Annotated in this window: 19 protein-coding genes; 17 read left to right on the top strand and 2 right to left on the bottom strand. The window is 41.3% G+C overall.

Features of this window, described 5'->3' with window-relative positions; genetic code table 11:
• Positions 1-38 precede the first annotated feature (38 nt).
• The 10 genes from H5185_RS03570 to H5185_RS03525 all read left to right on the top strand — a co-directional run bounded on the left by H5185_RS03570 (position 39) and on the right by H5185_RS03525 (position 9,061).
• Positions 39-971 (top strand): MucB/RseB C-terminal domain-containing protein, encoded by a 933-nt coding sequence (locus H5185_RS03570; protein WP_124017106.1) that lies wholly within the window; start codon positions 39-41, stop codon positions 969-971.
• A 208-nt stretch (positions 972-1,179) separates the two neighbouring features.
• Complete coding sequence (locus H5185_RS03565; RefSeq protein WP_165870133.1) at positions 1,180-1,650, top strand: SoxR reducing system RseC family protein; 471 nt, start codon at positions 1,180-1,182, stop codon at positions 1,648-1,650.
• A gap of 214 nt (positions 1,651-1,864) precedes the next feature.
• Positions 1,865-3,655 carry a translation elongation factor 4 gene (lepA, locus tag H5185_RS03560; protein WP_124017108.1) on the top strand — a complete coding sequence of 597 codons (1,791 nt, stop codon included), beginning with the start codon at positions 1,865-1,867 and terminating at the stop codon, positions 3,653-3,655.
• Positions 3,656-3,842: 187 nt separating this feature from the next.
• The gene (gene lepB / locus H5185_RS03555; RefSeq protein ID WP_182722525.1) at positions 3,843-4,757 is read left to right on the top strand and encodes a signal peptidase I; all 915 of its coding nucleotides are present in this window, start codon (positions 3,843-3,845) and stop codon (positions 4,755-4,757) included.
• Positions 4,757-5,437 carry a ribonuclease III gene (gene rnc, locus H5185_RS03550; RefSeq protein ID WP_124017110.1) on the top strand — a complete coding sequence of 227 codons (681 nt, stop codon included), beginning with the start codon at positions 4,757-4,759 and terminating at the stop codon, positions 5,435-5,437. Before lepB ends, rnc begins: the two co-directional genes overlap by 1 nt.
• Positions 5,434-6,438, top strand: coding sequence for a GTPase Era (gene era / locus H5185_RS03545; RefSeq protein ID WP_182741366.1), 1,005 nt, complete (start codon positions 5,434-5,436; stop codon positions 6,436-6,438). The genes rnc and era overlap by 4 nt, the downstream gene beginning before the upstream one ends.
• Before the next feature lie 45 nt (positions 6,439-6,483).
• Positions 6,484-7,197, top strand: a complete 714-nt coding sequence (gene recO / locus H5185_RS03540) for a DNA repair protein RecO (protein WP_165870134.1) — start codon at positions 6,484-6,486, stop codon at positions 7,195-7,197.
• 110 nt (positions 7,198-7,307) lie between these two features.
• The gene (pdxJ, locus tag H5185_RS03535; RefSeq protein WP_124017113.1) at positions 7,308-8,045 is read left to right on the top strand and encodes a pyridoxine 5'-phosphate synthase; all 738 of its coding nucleotides are present in this window, start codon (positions 7,308-7,310) and stop codon (positions 8,043-8,045) included.
• Positions 8,045-8,425 carry a holo-ACP synthase gene (acpS, locus tag H5185_RS03530; protein ID WP_124017114.1) on the top strand — a complete coding sequence of 127 codons (381 nt, stop codon included), beginning with the start codon at positions 8,045-8,047 and terminating at the stop codon, positions 8,423-8,425. The genes pdxJ and acpS overlap by 1 nt, the downstream gene beginning before the upstream one ends.
• A 114-nt stretch (positions 8,426-8,539) precedes the next feature.
• Positions 8,540-9,061, top strand: a complete 522-nt coding sequence (locus H5185_RS03525; RefSeq protein ID WP_182722527.1) for a DUF962 domain-containing protein — start codon at positions 8,540-8,542, stop codon at positions 9,059-9,061.
• A 60-nt stretch (positions 9,062-9,121) separates the two neighbouring features.
• Here the strand turns inward: H5185_RS03525 and H5185_RS03520 are convergent, their stop codons facing one another.
• Positions 9,122-10,402, bottom strand: a complete 1,281-nt coding sequence (locus tag H5185_RS03520; RefSeq protein ID WP_124017116.1) for an HlyC/CorC family transporter — start codon at positions 10,400-10,402, stop codon at positions 9,122-9,124.
• 153 nt (positions 10,403-10,555) lie between these two features.
• Positions 10,556-11,344 (bottom strand): inner membrane protein YpjD, encoded by a 789-nt coding sequence (locus tag H5185_RS03515; protein WP_124017117.1) that lies wholly within the window; start codon positions 11,342-11,344, stop codon positions 10,556-10,558.
• 283 nt (positions 11,345-11,627) lie between these two features.
• Here H5185_RS03515 and ffh point away from each other — a divergent pair, with 283 nt between their 5' ends.
• From ffh to tyrA, 7 genes are all read left to right on the top strand, one after another.
• Complete coding sequence (ffh, locus tag H5185_RS03510; protein ID WP_124017118.1) at positions 11,628-13,001, top strand: signal recognition particle protein; 1,374 nt, start codon at positions 11,628-11,630, stop codon at positions 12,999-13,001.
• 229 nt (positions 13,002-13,230) lie between these two features.
• On the top strand, positions 13,231-13,482 hold the full coding sequence (gene rpsP / locus H5185_RS03505; RefSeq protein WP_124017119.1) for a 30S ribosomal protein S16: 252 nt from the start codon (positions 13,231-13,233) through the stop codon (positions 13,480-13,482).
• A 21-nt stretch (positions 13,483-13,503) separates the two neighbouring features.
• A complete protein-coding gene (gene rimM / locus H5185_RS03500; RefSeq protein WP_124017120.1) occupies positions 13,504-14,034 on the top strand; it encodes a ribosome maturation factor RimM in 531 nt (176 codons plus the stop codon).
• Between the two features lie 15 nt (positions 14,035-14,049).
• On the top strand, positions 14,050-14,796 hold the full coding sequence (gene trmD, locus H5185_RS03495; protein ID WP_182741365.1) for a tRNA (guanosine(37)-N1)-methyltransferase TrmD: 747 nt from the start codon (positions 14,050-14,052) through the stop codon (positions 14,794-14,796).
• A 33-nt stretch (positions 14,797-14,829) separates the two neighbouring features.
• The gene (rplS, locus tag H5185_RS03490) at positions 14,830-15,183 is read left to right on the top strand and encodes a 50S ribosomal protein L19 (protein ID WP_011638365.1); all 354 of its coding nucleotides are present in this window, start codon (positions 14,830-14,832) and stop codon (positions 15,181-15,183) included.
• 377 nt (positions 15,184-15,560) lie between these two features.
• Entirely contained in the window at positions 15,561-16,652 is a 1,092-nt protein-coding gene (locus H5185_RS03485; RefSeq protein ID WP_124017122.1) for a 3-deoxy-7-phosphoheptulonate synthase, read from the top strand.
• Positions 16,653-16,663: 11 nt separating this feature from the next.
• Positions 16,664-17,361 (top strand): bifunctional chorismate mutase/prephenate dehydrogenase (gene tyrA, locus H5185_RS03480; RefSeq protein ID WP_182741364.1); only part of this gene is annotated, 698 nt, incomplete at its 3' end.

Raw genomic sequence — 17,361 nt, 5'->3', positions numbered from 1 at the left:
TAAACCTTATCTTACGTCTTACTTTGTTAGGAGTTAGCTTGCGCCTTATCCTGCTAGCACTATTAGCGTTAACCTTTCCAACACACGCTGAAGAAGATTTATCTGCTAAAGCTTGGCTTAATAACATGAGCCAAGCGATGCACGATAAACAATATAAAACCTCAATTATTCAGCTACAAGCTGACCATATTCGTCCGCTCGTCTATATTCATGGCATTGTCGACAACAAAGAAGTTGCTTTACTTGAGTACCTCAATGGCTCACCTAAAAATGCTGTACGAGTTGATAATCGAGTTACGTTTATAGAACATGACCAGCCGGCTTACAGTGTTTTGGCTCCTCGCATACAGGGTATTTGGCCTGCGGCGTTGGCGGGAGATTTAAATCAACTCGAAAAAGGCTATCAATTTGTTATTGGCGGTCGCGCTCGTATAGCTGGACGTCCAGGGCAGATGATCCGTTTATTGGCTAATGACGATAACCGTTATGATGCGCAAGTGTGGATCGATATGGATACCTACCTGCCATTACGTTTTGACACCCTCAATAAAGACAAACAATTGCTTGAACAAACCATGGTTATTGAACTTATTGAGTTAACTGAACCAGCAAATATTTTAATTGAAGCCGCCAAGCAAGAGTGGCCAGCAGTGATGAATCAAGCTGAACGCACTGATGGCAAAAATTGGCAATTTACTTGGTTACCTGAAGGTTTTGACGTGGTTGTTCGCGATCATCATCGTTTAATTGGTATTCATGAACCTGTTGAATATATTGCATTAACTGATGGTTTAGCTAATATTTCAGTGTATGTTGCCCGTGCAGGAGAAAACCCTATGCCTAATGAATTACTTATTCGTAATGGCTTATCAATGGTAGTGGTAAAAGTAGGTACTCTTGAGGTCGTGGCTATTGGTAAGGTGCCTTCAGAAACCTTAGATAAAATTGCTAATAGTTTAGTATTAAAGTAACCCTTATGCTTTATTGAACCATAAGCCGTGACAAGAGCTTCTTGTATCACGGCTTATGTGTTTTCAGGGCCAGCAGAGCGTTATCAATGATATAGCTTAGTGGTAAACTTGCTTAGTCATTGCGCCGCATTGTGCTAAAATTACTCCATTATTTATCGGTTGAGTGTGTAAAATGACGAGTAAAATATCCGAATCAACGGCACCGACTATGATGGAAGAAATTGCCCGAGTGGTTGATTATCAACAAGGTTGGGCAACAGTTGAAGTTGAGTTGAAAAGTGCCTGTAATCATTGCGCTAGCAGTGAGAATTGTGGCACATCAACCATTGCAAAAGCTTTTTCTGTTCAAACGCAACGTTTTTCATTGCCAAGTGATAAACCTTGCCATAAGGGTGATTTACTTAAAATAGGCTTACCTGAAAGCGTTATCATTAAAGCGGCTGCATTAGTGTATTTATTGCCGTTACTAGGATTGTTTCTATCTGCATTAGTGGGGCAAATGTTAGCCGCTGGCCTAGGATTGAGTACTAATGGTTTTGCTATGGTTTTTGGTGCATTAGGAGCATTGGTTGCTTGGTTTATTGGTAAACACTTCGCCGCGCAACTTGAAGCACAAGCTACACCCGTTATCATTGCCTATTTGGGGCAAGAAGTGGGCATTATTAGTGCGAGCCACTAGTTATTATTAAGGATAACTTATTAGCCTGTGGTGCATCTTGTACTGACTGATTGAGTCCGTAAACTCATTAGCCAATGCTTGAAAACAGCATCTTATGGCCAACAATTACACCAAAATAGATACTATTGTTTAATCTGATTGGTATTAACCCCCTAATCAGGTACAATTTGCCACCTCGATTTTCATCATATTTAGTAGTAGTCATTGCAGCATAATGAAACACATTAGAAACTTCTCGATTATTGCCCATATCGACCATGGTAAATCAACTTTATCCGATCGCCTGATCCAGGTATGTGGCGGCTTAACTGACCGTGAAATGGCTGCACAGGTTTTAGATTCAATGGATCTAGAACGTGAGCGTGGCATTACGATTAAAGCCCAAAGTGTCACCTTAGATTACCATGCAAAAGATGGTAACACTTATTTACTCAACTTCATTGATACCCCAGGACACGTAGACTTTTCTTATGAAGTTTCACGTTCTTTGGCAGCATGTGAAGGTGCATTATTAGTGGTTGATGCAGGTCAAGGCGTAGAAGCTCAGACATTAGCAAACTGTTATACTGCACTAGAAATGAATTTGGACGTTGTCCCAGTACTCAACAAAATTGACTTGCCTCAGGCTGAGCCCGATCGTGTCGCTGCAGAGATTGAAGACATCGTTGGTATTGATGCCATGGATGCGGTGCGCTGTTCTGCAAAGACAGGTATCGGTGTTGATTTAGTCCTTGAAGAAATTATTGCAAAAATTCCTCCTCCAGTGGGTGATGAATCTGCGCCTTTACAAGCCTTGATTATTGACTCATGGTTTGACGCTTACCTTGGTGTGGTGTCGTTAGTTCGTATTAAGAATGGCATTCTTAAAAAAGGCGAAAAATTCAAAGTGATGTCCACCGGACAAAACTATAACGCTGATCGTGTTGGTATTTTTACTCCAAAAGAAAAAGACAAAGCAGAGCTTCGAGCCGGTGAAGTGGGTTATGTTATTTCTGGTATTAAAGAAATTCATGGTGCACCAGTTGGCGATACGTTAACTCATGCAAAGCATGGCGCAGACAAACCATTACCCGGTTTTAAGCGAGTTAAGCCCCAGGTTTATGCTGGTGTATTCCCGATTTCGACTGATGAGTATGAAAGCTTCCGCGATGCATTGAACAAGCTTAGCTTAAATGATGCATCACTGTTTTTTGAACCTGAAACATCTTCAGCGTTAGGCTTTGGTTTCCGCATTGGTTACCTCGGTTTACTGCACATGGAGATTGTTCAGGAGCGCTTAGAGCGTGAATATAATCTCGATTTGATCACTACAGCGCCGACAGTGGTTTACGAAGTTATCATGAATAACGGTGATACTATTTATGTTGATAATCCATCAGGATTACCTGCGCTGAATAACATCCAGGAAATTCGTGAACCGATTGTTGAAGCCAATATTTTAGTGCCTAAAGAATACCTAGGTAACGTGATTACCTTGTGTATTGAAAAGCGTGGTTCGCAAACCAACATGGTGTATCACGGTAATCAAGTGGCCGTGACCTATCATTTGCCTATGGCTGAAGTGGTAATGGACTTCTTTGACCGTCTTAAGTCTACGAGCCGGGGTTATGCTTCATTAGAGTATAACTTTATTCGCTTCGATCCAGCGGACATGGTACGCCTAGACATATTAATCAATGGCGACAGAGTTGATGCACTTGCGATGATTATTCACCGCAGTAACATTCGTCATCGCGGCTTGGCTTTGGTTGAGAAGATGAAAGAATTAATCCCTCGCCAGATGTTCGATATTGCGATTCAGGCTGCTGTTGGCAGTCAGATTATTGCTCGTTCAAGCATTAAAGCATTACGTAAAGATGTGACCGCTAAGTGTTATGGTGGTGACGTTTCACGTAAGAAGAAACTGCTTAACAAGCAGAAAGAAGGTAAAAAACGCATGAAGCAAGTGGGTAACGTTGAGGTGCCACAAGAGGCATTTTTAGCGGTACTGAAGCTAAACGATTAATAATAATTAATCGAGTTTATGTGCAGAATAACGCCGCATATTGCGGCGTTATCGTTATTTTTACTATATATTTTGTAACACTCAACTGGGTGAATGTTTATTCGTTAATCACCATACTGGATTGAGTTATTCTGAGCTTTGCTCAAGCCATATGGATCCAACACACCCAGCAGGAGATAAATCAGTAATGGCAGCCTATTTTTCGCTTATTTTAGTGCTCGTAACCTTGGTCAGCGGTCTTATTTGGTTAATTGATGTGGTTTTTTTCGCGCCTAAACGCCGTGAAAACTTATTAGCAGCACAAGCTAACTCAACCCAGTTAAGCGCAGACGCTATCGATAAAATCATTCGTGAGCCTGTGCTAGTTGAAACGGCGCATTCTATTTTTCCTGTCATCGCCTTTGTCATGATTCTGCGCTCATTTATTTATGAGCCATTTCAAATTCCTTCTGGCTCTATGATGCCGACACTCTTGGTCGGTGACTTTATTTTGGTTGAAAAGTTTAGTTACGGATTACGTGATCCGGTATGGCGCAGTAAGTTGGTTGAAACTGGTGAGCCTGAACGTGGTGATGTATTTGTATTCAAATATCCTGAAAATCCAAAGATTGACTACATAAAGCGTGTAGTTGGCCTGCCAGGAGACAAAATTTTCTATCGAAATAAGCAGCTTATGATCCAAGAGGCATGTGATAGCCAAGTTGACTGTCCTGCGGCTAAAACGATTGAACATGTCGAAATTAATCGTGGAGAGTTTAGCCATAATGGCGTGCCATTAATTCGTTCGACTGAACAACTTGGCGATGTTAAACACGATATATTAATCGATCCGTCACGACCTGATTTTAGACAGCACTTTTATCCTCAAGCAGGCCTTCCTGCCGGTGAGTTTGTTGTGCCTAAGGGAATGTATTTTGCCATGGGCGATAATCGTGATAACAGTACCGACAGCCGTTTTTGGGGCTTTGTACCGGAAGAGAATCTTGTAGGTAAAGCCGTAGCAATTTGGATTAGTTTTGAATTTGATCGTCAGCCGAGTGATATGTTACCTACATGGGTACCAACCGGTGTACGTTTTGATAGAGTAGGTGGAATACATTGATGGAACCCATTAAAAATTTGCCGCGTTTGTGCCGTACTTTAGGTTATGAATTTAATAATATTGAATTACTTATCCAGGCATTAACTCATCGTAGCGCAGCAAATAAACATAATGAGCGTTTAGAGTTTTTAGGTGATTCGATTTTATCGATAGTCATTTCAGATGCCTTATATCATCAGTTTCCAAAGGCAACTGAAGGCGATTTAAGTCGTATGCGTGCGACCTTAGTCAAAGGCGATACGCTGACTATCATCGCCAAAGAATTCAAATTAGGGGATTATTTATATCTCGGCCCTGGAGAACTTAAAAGCGGTGGATTTAGACGCGAATCGATTTTAGCCGATGCAGTAGAAGCTATTATTGGTGCTGTCTACCTCGATGCCGACATTGAAGTGTGCCGTAAGCTATTATTATCATGGTATCGAGAGCGTTTAGCTGAGATAAAGCCGGGCATTAATCAAAAAGATCCCAAGACTATTTTACAAGAATATTTGCAAGGTTTTAAAAAGCCATTGCCCGATTACCAAGTTGTCGCGGTAGAAGGCGAAGCGCATGATCAAACCTTTACTGTAGAATGTAGCATTAGTGAATTAGATAAAGTTGTCACCGGTGTGGCAAGTTCAAGAAGAAAAGCTGAACAGCTTGCCGCTGCTCAGGTATTGGAGTTACTGAATAAATGACCAAGAAAACAGACTTGCCAGCAGGTGATAATCAAGAACCTAGCTTAGATGAACTGCTAGCAAGGATGAACCAAGCAGCGCCTGTCGCCACTGCCAAATACGATGTGACTTATTGTGGCATGGTGGCTATTGTTGGTCGCCCAAATGTGGGTAAATCAACACTTTTGAACAAGTTACTTGGTCAAAAGGTGAGTATTACCTCAAAGAAACCGCAAACGACTCGTCACCGGATCATGGGTATTCATACCGATGGCCCAAGCCAAATTATATTTATTGATACCCCAGGTCTGCACATTGAAGAAAAACGTGCGATTAACCGCCTAATGAATCGTGCAGCTGCCAGTTCTTTAGCTGATGTTGCTATGGTTATTTTTGTGGTTGATGGTATGACATGGACTGCTGATGATGAGATGGTATTACAAAAGCTACAACATCGTAATGATGCTCGTAAAATCATCTTGGCTATCAATAAAGTCGATAATATTAAAGATAAAGAAGCATTATTTCCTTACCTCAATCAATTAGCACAAAAATTTGATTTTGATGAGATTTTGCCAATATCGGCCAGTAAAGGTACTAATGTACAACGCATTTTGGATATGGCGCGCGAGTCGTTACCTGAAGCACCATTTTACTTCCCTGAAGATTATGTGACAGATCGCTCACAACGTTTTATGGCATCTGAAATTGTTCGCGAAAAGCTGATGCGCTTTTTAGGCGACGAGCTTCCATATGATGCGACTGTAGAAATTGAACAGTTTAAAATGATGGAGAATGGTGTTTACCAAATTAATGCGTTAATTTTAGTCGAACGTGAAGGCCAAAAACGCATGGTTATTGGTAATAAAGTCGAACGTATTCGGACGATTGCGACTCAAGCCAGATTAGATATGGAAACCCTATTTGAGAATAAAGTTTTCCTTGAAGTATGGGTAAAAGTCAAATCAGGTTGGGCTGATGATGAACGTGCATTGAGAAGTTTAGGCTATGGCGATAACTAAATCGACTTTAGCGTTATTGATTATTAGTGTATAGAAATGGCCACTATGAAACGTGGCTATGTGCTTCATCATCGACAATTTCGCGAATCGAGCGTGATTGTTAATTTGCTGATTGAGGGCGAAGGGCGCGTTGATGCCATCACTCGAGTTGGCTCGGGTAAACGGTCGATTAAAAGCATATTACAACCTTTTCAACCACTCATAATCCAGTTTAGCACCAAATCTGAGTCCAAAAATTTAGGGTTAAAAAACATTACCCAAATTGAGTCTGCAGCTCCCGCGATGCCCTTAAGCGGTAATAGTCTTTATTCAGGTTTCTATTTAAATGAATTATTAGTTCGTCTATTGTCCGTGGAGCACCAAGCTGAAGGGATATTTTTAGATTACCACCGCGCATTACTCGCATTAGCTAAACAGTTTTGCTCAAGTCACCTGCGTTATTTCGAAATGGCACTGTTATTAGAGTTAGGTGCGCTGCCTTCTCTTGCCTATGATACACAAGGTGATTTACTCGATAATAATTGTCACTATCGATTTATTGCCCAGAGTGGCTTTATACCTATTTTAACAAGCCAAGAGAGTCATTTTACTCATGGCAAAGGCAGTTTATCGGGGGCCATGTTGCTAGCATTGGCATCGCAAGAGTTACAACCTGAACAGTTTAATCAAGCCAAAGGATTAATGCGTTATTTACTTACGCCATTATTGGGTAATAAACCGTTATTAAGCAGACAGTTATTCACTAAAAAAACGGATTAGTATAATGTTTTTTTAGATTTAATACGTGAACCAAGCACGGTCTGAACCGTATATAAAGCTTGGTAAGCATAAGTCATTATTGTGTTATTTATTACGTTAAGGAGCTCGATGTGAGCGGAATACTATTAGGCATTAACATCGATCATATCGCGACATTGCGCCAAGCTCGCGGTACTCATTACCCCGATCCTGTTCACGCAGCGGCAGTAGCAGAACATGCTGGCGCCGATGGGATCACCATACATTTACGTGAAGATCGTCGCCATATTCAAGACCGCGATGTGTATTTATTGGCAAAAACATTGAAGACCAGAATGAACTTCGAGTTTGCCGTCACTGAAGAAATGATTGCCATCGCTTGTGATATAAAACCAGCTTATGCCTGTTTAGTCCCAGAGAAACGCGAAGAGCTCACAACTGAAGGTGGCCTTGATGTTGCTGGTCAGTTAGAGAAGATCCGCTCAGCCGTCACTCGTTTGGCTGCAGAAGGTATTAAAGTGTCATTGTTTATTGATGCCGACAAAACGCAAATTGATGCAGCAGTTTTATCCGGCGCACCTTACATTGAGATCCATACCGGTTGTTATGCTGATGCGATCACTGATGCTGAGCAGGCTGACGAGTTAGCGCGTATTACTGAAATGGCACAATATGCTCACAGTAAAGGTTTAGTGGTTAATGCGGGACACGGTTTGCATTATCACAATGTTAAGGCCATCGCGGCTATTCCTGAGCTTTATGAGCTTAATATTGGTCATGCTGTGATTGCCAGAGCCGCTATTGATGGTTTAGATACTGCCGTTAGAGATATGAAGCAACTCATGCTTGCAGGCCGCAGAGGCGAGTAATGGCAATTGTTGGTATCGGCACAGATATTGTTGAGATTGCCCGCATCGGTGAGCAACGACAGCGCCTTGGTGATAGATTAGCCAAAAGAGTGCTTACAGAGTCTGAGCTTGCGACTTACTTGCAATCAAAGCAGCCTGAGCGATTTCTAGCTAAACGTTTTGCAGCCAAAGAAGCCGCTGCCAAAGCGTTAGGTACCGGAATAGGCAGAGGAGTGTCGTTTCAACATATTCATATCGATAATGATGCTAACGGTGCGCCTCTAATCCGCTTTACTGATGGTGCATTAGCAAGACTAGAACAGTTAAGCGGTCGCTGTGGGTTTATCAGTATTGCCGATGAACAACATTATGCAGTAGCCACTGTGGTATTAGAAAGTTGATGTCACAACATTAAATGATTTATCAAAGGCGCATTAGCGCCTTTTTTTGTGGTCTTTTAAAATCGGCCTAATTGGAGTAAATTAACAAGATAACAACAATTAAAGAGACTTAAAATGAAATCTGCAGTAGAACAACTTTCAACTTACAAAAGTGTGCATTTAAATCCGCAAAATATTAAAACCCACTTTATTGGCGTTCCGATGATTATTTGGTCAGCATTTTTAATGCTGGGGACCATTCGTTTTGACTGGCAAGATTATCAAATCAGTGTAGCGATGATATTAACAGTGTTGGTGTTGGGCTATTACATGGCGCTTCACATGCGACTGGCGCTTGGTTTAGTGTTATTTATTCTGCCTGTGCTATACACCAGTGAGCAGGTTGTTCATACTTCACACCCGTTTATTATTGCCATCAGTATTTTTGTTATCGGCTGGGTGATGCAGTTTATTGGTCATCATTATGAAAAAGCTAAGCCTGCTTTTATGGATGATCTTAATCAACTTCTGATAGGGCCATTTTTTTTAATGGCAGAGCTATATTTTATGATGGGTTTAGAAAAAGACTTAGCGGCACAAATCACTCCCATTGCACGTGAAAAGCGCCGAGCATTAGAAGCTAAACTTTCCAACTAATGTGGATGAATTAATGGTCATAAAAAAGGCGCTAATAGCGCCTTTTTTATCGATTGGAGTTTACTCAGTATCTTCAATTAACTCTAAATTAGTCGGTAACACTCTGACAGTCTTAATCATGTTATCCGCCACATCGATGACTTCTATTTGGTAATCAACGATACGCAAACTGGTGTTTACAGCAGGGATATCTTCAAGAAACTCAATGATTAAACCGTTTAATGTTTTAGGACCATCTATGGGTAGGTTCCATTTCATTTCTTTATTCAGGTCTCGAATGTTAATCGTGGCATCAATTAAGAAACTACCATCTTGCTGAATATTAATGTCTTCACTGGCAGTGGTCATCATTGAGGTGGTGAAATCGCCAACAATCTCTTCCAGAATATCTTCTAATGTCACTAATCCCTGAATATCACCATACTCATCAACAACTAAGCCAATACGCTCTTTATTTTGTTGGAAATTAGTCAACTGGACGTTTAGTGGGGTGCCCTCTGGAATGAAGTACAACTCTTTTACTGCGCGTAATAATGATGATTTACTGAATTGCTGTTTTGATTGCAAGCGTAATGCATCACGCAAATGAATGAAGCCAACGGCATCATCAATATTATCGCGATACACCAATACTCTAGTATGAGGACTTTGAACCACGAGCTTATTAATTAATCTGAAATCATCATTAACGTTAATTGCGTAAATATCTGAACGTGAAATCATGATGTCTTCGACTGTGACTTTTTCTAAATCCAAAATTGACAGTAACATCTCTTGGTGACGCTGTGGGATTAAGGCTCCCGCTTCATGAACAACAGTGCGCAGCTCTTCTTGGCTTAATGCATCACTTGTTTTGACGGTTTTGATGCCCATCAAGCGTAAAAACAGTGACGTAATTAAATTGATTGCTTTAACAAAAGGCGACAATAAAATTAATAGCCAACCTAATAAAATACTAGATGGGAAGGCAATGCGCTCAGGATGTAAGGCGGCAAATGTTTTAGGAGTAACTTCAGCAAACACTAACACCACAATGGTGAGTACACCTGTAGCAATCGCAACACCCATATCACCAAACAAGCGCATACCAATAATAGTGGCAATGGCTGAGGCAAGGATGTTGACCAGGTTATTACCGATTAGGATAAGCCCAATAAGCCTATCAGGGCGATCGAGTAACTTTAAGGCTCGTATAGCGCCTTTATGGTCATTGGATGCAAGGTGTCGTAAGCGGTATCGGTTGAGGCTCATCATTGCGGTTTCTGAACCCGAAAAATAAGCAGAAATCACGATTAAAACCAAAAGGAAAATAAGGAGTGCGCTGGTAGATATAGCGTCCAAAAAAGGGGCCCCATGAAGTAGTGTGAAATTGGCCTAAAGGCCAAATTGTCATTAATTTAACGGCCATTATTTATTATTGGCCGTTAGAGTCAAGTTATCTCGGTTATTTTTAAATTGTATAGATTAGGCTATACACGTTAAAAATAATTAAAATTAGTTTAATATCAATTCCTTAACAATCCTTGCACCAAAATATGCAAGTGAAAGTAAACTCGCGCCAGATAAGCTGTAAATCACTGCGGTGCGGATCCTACAGCCGACAGTATATTGTTGCCACAACATAACAGCGTAAACCACCCAAGCGATTATTGATAATATGGCCTTGTGCCCTTTACCGTCACCGAACATATCTTCTAAAAAGATAAAGCCGGTTACCAGCGATAAACTCAGTAAAATAAATCCAATAATGATTAGATGATAAAGCTGTTTTTCTACCGTCATTAATGGCGGCATAGCAGGGCTCATCATCATCTGTTTTTTCTTCAGTTTATTCTGGATGAATAACAGTTGAATGGCGTACATAGCCGCTATCATCAATGCGCTGTAGGCCATTAATGATAATACTACATGCGCTAGGAGCTCCGGGTGTATTTCAAAGTGAGTAATAAACTGCGGTGGCACTAACCATAGAAGTGCTACAGAGATAATTGAACAGGCATACACAACGGGTACAACAATGATGACTTTAAGCCGAGGCATTGTGATAGTGAACGTCAATGCAATAATCCAGTTAACCAAGGAGATCACATTAGTTAAACTAAAGTTTTGTCCATCGACGGTAAACACTGCATTCGAAAGCGCAAACCCGTGCATGATGACGGCAATACCAGAAGCCACCATAACGGCCTTACGATTAGGCCCTTCAACATGAAAAAGTCGGCTCGTTACTAAAACCAATGCTAAACAATAAAAAAGCATGGCTGCCGCGGAAAAAATAACCATTTAGAATCAACCTATCTTAGTCGTTAATGCTGAAAAAACTGCGCCTGAGTAATGAACAATACTATTAAAGCATGACCTTTTCATTATTTGTATTAGATTAACATGATCACGGCCTAACATGGCAGTGACCTAAGACCCAAAATTTAACAGTTTCATCGCGTTTTCGATAATTATTTTGTACAAAATTGGCTAGTGTTTGAGTTCTTCTCGTTGCAAGTATCGTAATTTAGAGTGGCTTGGGTATAATGGGCGCAATTATTGTTATGCTTAAAAGAGCCGTTCAATGTTTGAGAATTTATCTGACAGACTGTCACGCACACTAAAAAATATTAGTGGCCGTGGTCGCTTAACAGAAGACAACATTAAAGAAACTCTGCGTGAAGTGCGTATGGCGCTGCTTGAGGCGGATGTCGCTTTACCTGTTGTTAGAGACTTCGTTAACAGCGTAAAAGAACGCGCTGTGGGTCAAGAGGTGTCAAAAAGCTTAAGCCCAGGGCAAGCTTTTATCAAAATTGTTCAAAACGAACTTGAAAAAGCCATGGGCGAGGCGAATGAAGCCCTCGATCTCGCGGCCATTCCTCCAGCTGTAATCATGATGGCGGGTCTTCAAGGCGCAGGTAAAACGACCTCGGTTGCCAAATTAGGTAAGTTTTTACGCACACGCCATAAAAAATCGGTACTTGTGGTCAGTGCAGATGTTTATCGTCCTGCGGCAATCAAACAACTTGAAACATTAGCGACTGAAGTCGACGTTGAATTCTTTCCGTCTGATGTGAGCCAAAAGCCAGTTGATATTGCTAAAGCAGCAATCACTTATGCAAAATTAAAATTCATTGATGTGGTCATTGTCGATACAGCAGGTCGTCTGCATGTTGATGAAGCCATGATGGATGAAATCAAGCAGCTGCATGCTACTGTAAACCCAATCGAGACATTATTTGTCGTCGATGCCATGACAGGGCAAGATGCGGCCAACACGGCTAAAGCATTTAATGAAGCTTTGCCTTTAACGGGGGTTATCTTAACCAAAGTTGACGGTGATGCTCGCGGTGGTGCTGCTTTATCTATCCGCAGTATTACCGGTAAGCCGATTAAGTTTTTAGGTGTTGGTGAAAAAACCGATGCATTAGAGCCTTTCCACCCAGACCGAATTGCTTCGCGTATTCTCGGTATGGGTGACGTATTGTCATTAATTGAAGAAGTTGAACGCGGTGTCGATAAAGACAAAGCGATGAAACTGGCTTCAAAAGTAAAATCAGGTGGCAGTTTCGACCTAGAAGATTTTCGTGAGCAATTACAGCAAATGAAAAACATGGGGGGAATGATGAACATGCTTGAGAAGCTTCCTGGTGTGGGTCAATTGCCACCAGAAGCATTAGCTCAGGTTCAAGACGGTAAGATGACTGGACAAATGGAAGCCATCATAAATTCGATGACCGCCAAAGAGCGTAAAAACCCAGATTTGATTAAAGGGTCGCGTAAACGTAGAATCGCTGGCGGTTCGGGGACTCAAATTCAAGATGTAAACCGCTTATTAAAGCAATTTACCCAAATGCAGAAAATGATGAAAAAGATGTCTGCAAAAGGTGGAATGAAGAAGATGATGCGTGGAATGGGTGGAATGTTACCGCCTGGAATGAAGTTTCCGGGCCGATAATATAAGCATCTTTCGAGTGCTAAATTAGTTAATTTTAAATTCAATCAGTTGGTTAGGTTATATTTTTGACTTTATTACAACAAAACGGGTGAGCTAAAAATCATCAGTTTTGGTTGCATTAGTTCAAAAGTCAGGTAAAATCTTCCGGCTTTCTTTCTGGGACTCTTTGCGAACACGGAGTTCCAGTTTTTATTTTTGCTTCTAGCAAATCATTAGAGGAATAAAACGCATGGTTACCATTCGTTTAGCTCGTGGCGGCGCAAAAAAGCGTCCATTTTACAATATCGTTGTTGCTGATAGCCGCAATGCTCGTGACGGTCGTTTCATCGAACGTGTAGGTTTTTTCAATCCATTGGCTCGTGGCCAAGAAGAAACATTACGTTTAGATCTTGATCGTGTTGAGCACTGGGTTGCTACTGGCGCTGCAACATCTGACCGTGTTGCAAAACTGATCAAAGACGCGCGTAAAGCTGTTGCTTAATTGCGTATAAGGTATAGATAGATGAGTAGTAACCAAGAGCTAGTTGTACTGGGAAAGTTAGGCTCCAGTCATGGTATTAAAGGTTGGCTAAAAATCACTTCCTATACCGATTCTGTTGAAGGTATTTTCGATTATTCGCCTTGGCTTATAAAAGAACAAGGCGTTTGGCGTGAAGTTAAGGTTGCTCAGTGGCGTTTTCAAGGTAAAGCTGTTGTGGCTGAACTTGAGGGTGTTGCTACCAGAGAAGATGCGCAAATGCTCACAAATTGTGAGATTGCTATCAAGTCTGAGCAAATGAAAGAATTGGATGACAGTGAATTCTATCATCGTGATCTTATCGGCTGCGAAGTGACCAATATAAACGGCTATAACATGGGTATTGTTGAACAGATCGTGGAAACAGGATCAAACGATGTACTACTAGTTAAAGCTAATGCCAAAGATGCCTTCGGCAAAGCGGAACGTATGATCCCCTTTGTCCCTGAGCAGTTCATCAAACAGGTGGATTTGCAAGGGAAACAGATTTTAGTGGATTGGGATCCTGACTTCTAAGTCGAGGTACAACATATGTGGTTAGGGGTAATAACCCTGTTTCCAGAGATGTTTCGTGCTGTTACAGACTTTGGGGTTACGGGTCGAGCCGTGAAAAACGGCCTGCTTGAGTTGCAAACGTGGAATCCTCGTGATTTCACCCATGATAAACACAATACTGTAGACGATCGCCCTTATGGTGGTGGACCAGGTATGTTGATGATGGTGCAACCTTTGCGTGATGCTATCCATGCGGCAAAAGCTGCTGCAGATGATAGGGCAAAAGTGATTTATCTGTCTCCTCAGGGACGCAAGCTGGATCAGCAAGGCGTTACTGAGTTAGCTAAATCAGAGAGTTTGATTTTAGTGTGTGGTCGATACGAAGGTGTTGATGAGCGCATTATTCAAACTGAAGTAGATGAAGAATGGTCTATCGGTGATTACGTACTTTCGGGTGGCGAGTTACCGGCAATGACATTAATCGATTCAGTGGCTCGTTTAGTACCTGGTGTACTTGGCAAGCAAGCGTCAGCAGAGCAAGATTCTTTCTCTGATGGCCTACTGGATTGTCCTCATTATACTCGCCCTGAACAATTGGATGGTCTTGACGTACCCGCAGTGCTGTTAAGCGGTGACCACGAAAAAATTAGACTCTGGCGTTTACAACAAAGTATCGGAAGAACTTTTTTGAGACGGCCAGAATTATTTGAAAATCTAGCTCTGACTGACGAACAATCGACTTTATTAGCGCAGTTCGTGAATGAAACGGACAAGTCCGCATAGTCAACGCTCAGTTATTACTAGGATGGAGTAATTATGAACAACATCATTAAAATGCTCAACGATGAGCAAATGAAAACAGATGTACCTGATTTTGGTGCTGGTGATACAGTAGTAGTTCAAGTACGTGTTAAAGAAGGTGAAAAAGAGCGTCTTCAGGCTTTTGAAGGTTTGGTCATCGCTAAGCGTAACCGTGGTCTGCATTCAGCATTCACAGTACGTAAAATCTCTAATGGTGAAGGTGTTGAGCGTGCTTTCCAGACGCATAGCCCGTTAATTGCTAGCATCGAAGTTAAGCGTCGCGGTCGTGTACGTCGTGCTAAACTGTACTATTTACGTGAGCGTTCAGGTAAGTCTGCACGTATCCGTGAAAAATTGGCAACTAAGTAATAGTTACCGATACAGAATAAAGATGCAGTGTTCGCACAACAACCCGCCGAAAGGCGGGTTTTTGTTTGTAGCGCTTTAAAAAAGTAAAGATCAAAAACAGTTCCGGGTTAGCGATAAGAGTGACCTAACCATAATAAGATATAAGCGGATCCCGTAATTAATGTCGTTTAGATGTATCGTTTTGTATAAAAAATCATCGATTAAATGATTTTTAACTTTTTGTATAAATAACCCTTGCCCTAATGCCATGGCACAGGCATAGTTGCTTTTAACTTGTAATGGTGTAGCGTTACAGTGTTACTGAGTTTAGCCATCAGATATCTAGAATATTAATCTATTAGTGACCTTAGGTCTGTCGTCAAAAGAGAGTGATAAGTATGCAACAAGATACCATTAATAATGTGCACATTAGTTCAGAGCAAGTGCTAGTCACTCCTGCCGAGTTAAAGCAAGAACTACCATTATCAACTCATGCTTATCAATATATCCTTAATGCACGCAAGCAAGTATCAGATATTGTTCATAAACGGGATAATCGCGTGCTTGTGGTCACTGGACCTTGTTCTATTCATGATATTGCAGCAGCAAAAGAGTATGCATTAAAACTTAAAAAGTTACATGATGAGCTCAGCGATGACTTTTACATTTTAATGCGAGTTTATTTCGAAAAGCCTCGTACAACAGTGGGCTGGAAGGGCTTGATTAACGATCCTGACATGGATGAGTCATTTGATGTAGAGAAAGGTCTTAGAATGGCTCGTGAGCTGATGATTTGGCTTGCTGAGCTTGAACTACCCATTGCTACTGAGGCACTTGATCCAATAAGCCCGCAGTATATGTCTGAGTTAGTTACTTGGTCTGCTATTGGCGCAAGAACCACTGAATCTCAGACTCATCGTGAAATGGCTTCAGGTCTATCAATGCCTGTTGGTTTTAAAAATGGTACCGATGGCAAATTGGAGGTGGCTATTAATGCACTTAAATCTGCTGCTAGTAGTCATCGCTTTATGGGGATTAACCAAGAGGGCCAAGTGTCATTACTACAAACTGCTGGTAACCCTGATGGTCATATTATTTTACGTGGTGGCTTATCACCTAATTATGACGCGCACAGTGTTGCTGAAAGTGAGGCTCAAATTCATAAAGCCAAGCTCAGTGCTCGGTTAGTTATTGACTGTAGTCACGGTAATTCATCAAAAGATCATTTACGTCAAAAAAACGTTTGTGAAGATGTATTTAATCAAATTGAAGCAGGTAATAAATCTATCATCGGTGTTATGCTTGAAAGTAACCTCAATCAAGGTAATCAGAGTTCAGATAAACCCTTAGCAGAGCTAAAATATGGTGTTTCTGTTACTGACGCCTGCATTGACTGGGAAACCACTGAAACTATTTTAAGACAAGGCGCTAACCAGTTGTCTGTAGTGTTACCAACACGTTTTGATTCGCTGCAGGTCGTCAACGGTTAATGGATAAACAGATGAATGAAAAAACCACAGCAGGCCTAGAGCATCTTCGTGATTTAATTGATGGCGTTGATCAACAATTACTGCATTTATTACGTAAACGCCTTGATTTAGTTGCACAAGTTGGCGCAGTAAAACATGCCGCTGGTGTGCCTATTTATGCTCCACAACGTGAAGCCTCCATGTTAGCAAAGCGGCGAAATGAAGCGCAAAGCATGAACATTTCACCACAGTTAATTGAAGATATATTACGCCGGCTTATGCGTGAATCTTATTTAAATGAGAAAGATGTTGGTTTCAAGCAGGTTAAACAAGATCTGGGTCATGTGGTGATAGTCGGTGGTCAGGGCAAACTTGGACAGCTATTTAGCCAGATGTTAGTTCTTTCTGGTTATGAAGTTAAAAGTATCGATAAAAATGATTGGCAAGAGGCCGCAGCTATTTTCTCTGGGGCTGGACTGGTGATTGTTACAGTGCCTATAAATGTGACTTGCGAGGTTATTCGCGAAAAATTAACTCAGTTACCTGACAATTGTATTTTAGCTGATCTTACTTCAATTAAAGAAGAGCCCGTAGCAGCAATGTTAGCAGCCCATAGTGGTCCTGTAGTCGGTCTACATCCGATGTTTGGCTCTGATGTTGGCAGTCTTGCCAAACAAGTGGTGGTAGTGTGCCATGGTCGTCATCAAGAGGCCTACCAATGGTTGCTACA

This window comes from Shewanella sp. SG44-6 (assembly GCF_014164185.1).
GTDB lineage: Bacteria > Pseudomonadota > Gammaproteobacteria > Enterobacterales > Shewanellaceae > Shewanella > Shewanella vesiculosa.
The sequence above is the reverse complement of the archived record's forward strand: the minus strand, read 5'-3'. Positions and strand labels throughout refer to the sequence as shown.